The following is a 3830-nucleotide window of genomic DNA, read 5'->3' on the forward strand; positions in this document are numbered from 1 at the left end:
GAGAAAACAGGACCCTGCGTCTAATTTGGACAAACTATTATTGCCTCGCCCCTAACCCTTATTGACCCCGAGTTAATTTTTACCAATGAATATCAAGCGCCTCTGATTATGACGGCATTTTATTTATTTAATTTACCGGTTAAAGCTAACAATACCCATATTACTTATGACCCTATGGCCGAAGAAGATATACCCGATAACGCCGAAGAACTGTTGGATGATAGTGAGAGTCCAGCGTCTGACTTCACGCTGCCGCAGGCGATTACTCACACTAAAGCGATTACCTTACGCCACGATCAATCGGTATTTACGTTTGAGTTCTCGCTGTTGAATTTTGATGTGGCCGAGCAAAACCACTACGCTTATAAATTGACAGGCTTTGATGAAGATTGGACTTATTCTAAAACACGGCGTACGGCAACCTATACCAATTTAGATTCCGGCGAATATGTTTTTCAGGTGCGTGCCACCAATAATGAAGGGGTTTGGATGAAGCAGGAATTAACGATTGCTTTGTCTATTTTGCCGCCATGGTGGGCTACCTGGTGGGCGTATATGATTTATCTCTTTACCTTTATGTTCTCTTTTTTAGGTATTATTTACTCTCAGTATGCTAAACGTCAATTTGTTGAAACGCAGAACCGACTTCTTGAAGATAAAATAATTGAACGTACTAAAGAATTGAAAATTAAAAATAATGAGTTAGAAGTCGCTTATAGAAACATGGAAGATGCCAGTTATTCTGATCAGCTGACCGGCTTGCGTAATCGTCGCTATCTGTACAATACAATTGCTTTAGATATAGCGAAAGTGGTGCGAGGTTACCAAGAACCAGTAACGCCAGAAAGTACTCCTGCAACAAAAGAAAGTTTAGTGTTTTACCTTATCGATATAGATCACTTTAAATCAGTGAATGATCAATATGGCCATTCTAATGGTGATGTGGTTCTAAAAGTGATTGCTGATATTTTAGTGGAAACCTGTCGCGATTCGGACTTGGTCATCCGTTGGGGGGGGAGAAGAATTCTTGATTGTTTGCCGATATGTTTCGCGTAAGTTCGCTGACGTAATGGCTGAGCGCTTACGCAAAGCGATAGAGCTTGTCGAGTTTCAGTTAGATAGCCAACTTGATAGCCAACTAGATGGCCAACAAGTGATTCACCGTACTTGTTCTATAGGCTACGCTTGCTATCCCTTTGATGTTCATTCCCCTGAGGCAGTAACAATGGAGCAAACCATTGATATTGCCGATTGGTGCTTATACAGCGTGAAAAATAATGGCCGTAATGGCTGGGCAGGGCTAGAGCTGAATCAGCCGCTGGATAGTGACATTGAAAAATTCATGCGCAATATCGATGACTATATTCAACGTAAAAAAGCCACATTAGTGCGAAATTGACAGTGATTGTCAGCCCTATGTATCAGGCAAGGTGTAGCATCAGTTAAGTACCCCGATGTATACCTCATCTCGTCCCCTAATATCGCCCCTCATCTCGACAAATTCTCAGGCGCGTCGTTGATCGCGGTGTCTTAAGGGGCAGTGCTATTTAACTTCAGTGTTGCTGAAAGATACCTCACTAAATGTTGAATACCAATACGGCTACAGCAGCCGTATTAAATCACTCAGCGTCAAAAAACTGCATCGCTTTTGTTCACTAACCAGATGTTAACAAACACACAGTTTTATCTTGTGCGCTAATCCAGCGTGAGTGCAAAAGCCGTTTCTCCTATATTCTAAGTTTGGCTTAGATGTGCTAAGTATATTAATCAATAATGCTAATGTCGGTAGCCGTTAGCGACAAAAGGAACTGCCATGAAAAAAATATTACTGGGCGCTGCTGCCCTTTGTTTAGTCGCCTGCCAAGGTGAGGCGATTGTGGACTCACAAGCTCTTGCCGATACGGAATGGGTATTAAAATACAGCCAATCAGATATAGGGCTGAAAGAGTCTTTAGAAGGGTTGTTTACAGTCAAGTTTGGCATGCAATCTCAGGTCGAAATCTCGCACCAGTGCGGTACTTACAGTGCTACCTACACCGCGCAGTATAGTGATAATGGCTTAAGCGCGCCTATGCAAATATCCTCTATGGGCTCAGCTGAGGACGCCAGTTGTGATACCGAATCATTAATGGCTTACCAAAATATCTTAAACACCATTACCGATTACGATTTAGAGGGGGACAGGCTTGACTTAAAAGAAGGGGATGTTACAAGTTTAATTTTGGAGCGGCGTTTTAATTTATGCGCGACGCCTGCCTCGCTCTCGGGTAATCCCGGTAATGATATGTATGCACCAGTTTCAGTATGGCTTGATTTTGGCGATACGCCACATGCCGATGTAATTCAACACTTTGATACACAATACCCCGATTTTACGGTAATGCCATCCAGTGAATGTGATGCCAGAGTTTTAGCGAACATGAACCGCAATACGCTTGACCAATTGCGCTGCAATGACGCTATTAGCCTCGTAACTTACCGTTAATTAAGGGAATGCCATTATGAATAATAAAATTTTATCTACCACCCGTCGTCGTTTGATTAAATCGGGTGGTCTACTGGCGGGAGGCATCGCTACGGCAAGTGCAAGCGGTCTTGCTGTTGATACGGAAGCAACCCCGCGTGTCATTTTTGTCCATGTACCTGGTGGCGTAATTCCAGAGCGGTGGTTCCCGCAAGGTTGCGGCGATACATTTGCACTGAATGAAATGAGCGCACCATTAGAGCCTGTAAAGCAACACTGCGTTTTTTTACAGGGTATTAATTTAGTCGAATATGGGCACGCCACGCTTTGGCGTTTATTAAATCCAGAATTCAGCCATGCTGAATCTCTAGATGTGCGACTAGCCAAACATTTTGGTGCAGATACTCCATTAGTATTGTCTTCAGGTGAATTCTCGACAGATAGCATGACTTCTACCGAAGCCGGTCGCGTACCGCCGAATACAAATATGGAAAATGTGTTTAATGCTTTATTTTCACAAACACAATTAACATCACCTCTGTTTGATCATTTTGCGCAACAAGATTTAGCCCCGGACCCTAACGATTTTGAAACGCAATCGCGGCAAATGCTAGAGCTTGCCGTTTTAGGTTTGCAGCACAATAAAACCCGTGTCGCGAGCCTAATGCTGGGTGATGAAGAGGGCGACTTTAGAATACCCAGCCTGGGGATGGATATTAGCTATGCACAAGCACTTCACGCTACTGGAGCACCAGAAGCGTTTATCGCCTACCGCCAATTTTTAAGTGCACGCGTCGCTTATTTAATCCAGCTGTTGGCAGCTACTCCAGACAGTAGCGGCGTCCCACTTATTGATTCAACCTTAGTCGTGCAAGTTTCTAACATGGGAGATGGTCGAAGCCATACTGGTACCGATGCGCCAGTTATGTTTGCGGGTGGAAAAAAATTCATTAAAAATGGTTTAGTTGTTCGCCCGCCTATTGGAGCCAATACCCAGCGCGAGGTGCTCGATACGGTAAGCGCCGCACTAGGGTTGGGTGGTGATAATTATGGTAGCGGCCCGATAAGTTCATTGCTGATCTAAGAGATTAATACCTAATGCAGCTAATTCTGTAACTTTTTTTGCAACTTGAAGCATTCCTAATCATATTTTTAGGCATGCTTTTTTATGCTCGCTATACGTATATTTTGTGCACTCTAAACAATGCCAAGTAATCAATAAGCTTAAAACACATTGCCTCAGCCATTAATTTGTACTTTAGGCGGGTTCGTGCGTTTAAAAAATAACTTAGCGCCTTAGGGGCGTACATGAAATAACTTCTCGTTTTTGAATTCCTGGGTGCACGCTTGCCTTCGTTAAAAATAT

At 43.3% G+C, this 3830-nt stretch carries 4 protein-coding genes; all 4 read left to right on the forward strand.

Annotation, left to right across the window (positions count from 1 at the left end):
* The first annotated feature begins 108 nt into the window (after window positions 1-108).
* Complete coding sequence (locus AC3A8L_RS20465) at window positions 109-1056, forward strand: diguanylate cyclase (protein ID WP_487964126.1); 948 nt, start codon at window positions 109-111, stop codon at window positions 1054-1056.
* Window positions 1028-1399 (forward strand): GGDEF domain-containing protein, encoded by a 372-nt coding sequence (locus AC3A8L_RS20470; protein WP_487964127.1) that lies wholly within the window; start codon window positions 1028-1030, stop codon window positions 1397-1399. Before AC3A8L_RS20465 ends, AC3A8L_RS20470 begins: the two co-directional genes overlap by 29 nt.
* Window positions 1400-1813: 414 nt before the next feature.
* Complete coding sequence (locus tag AC3A8L_RS20475; protein ID WP_487964128.1) at window positions 1814-2485, forward strand: META domain-containing protein; 672 nt, start codon at window positions 1814-1816, stop codon at window positions 2483-2485.
* A gap of 16 nt (window positions 2486-2501) precedes the next feature.
* Window positions 2502-3548, forward strand: coding sequence for a DUF1552 domain-containing protein (locus AC3A8L_RS20480; protein WP_487964129.1), 1047 nt, complete (start codon window positions 2502-2504; stop codon window positions 3546-3548).
* Window positions 3549-3830 lie beyond the last annotated feature (282 nt).

The organism is Marinagarivorans sp. (assembly GCF_982758155.1).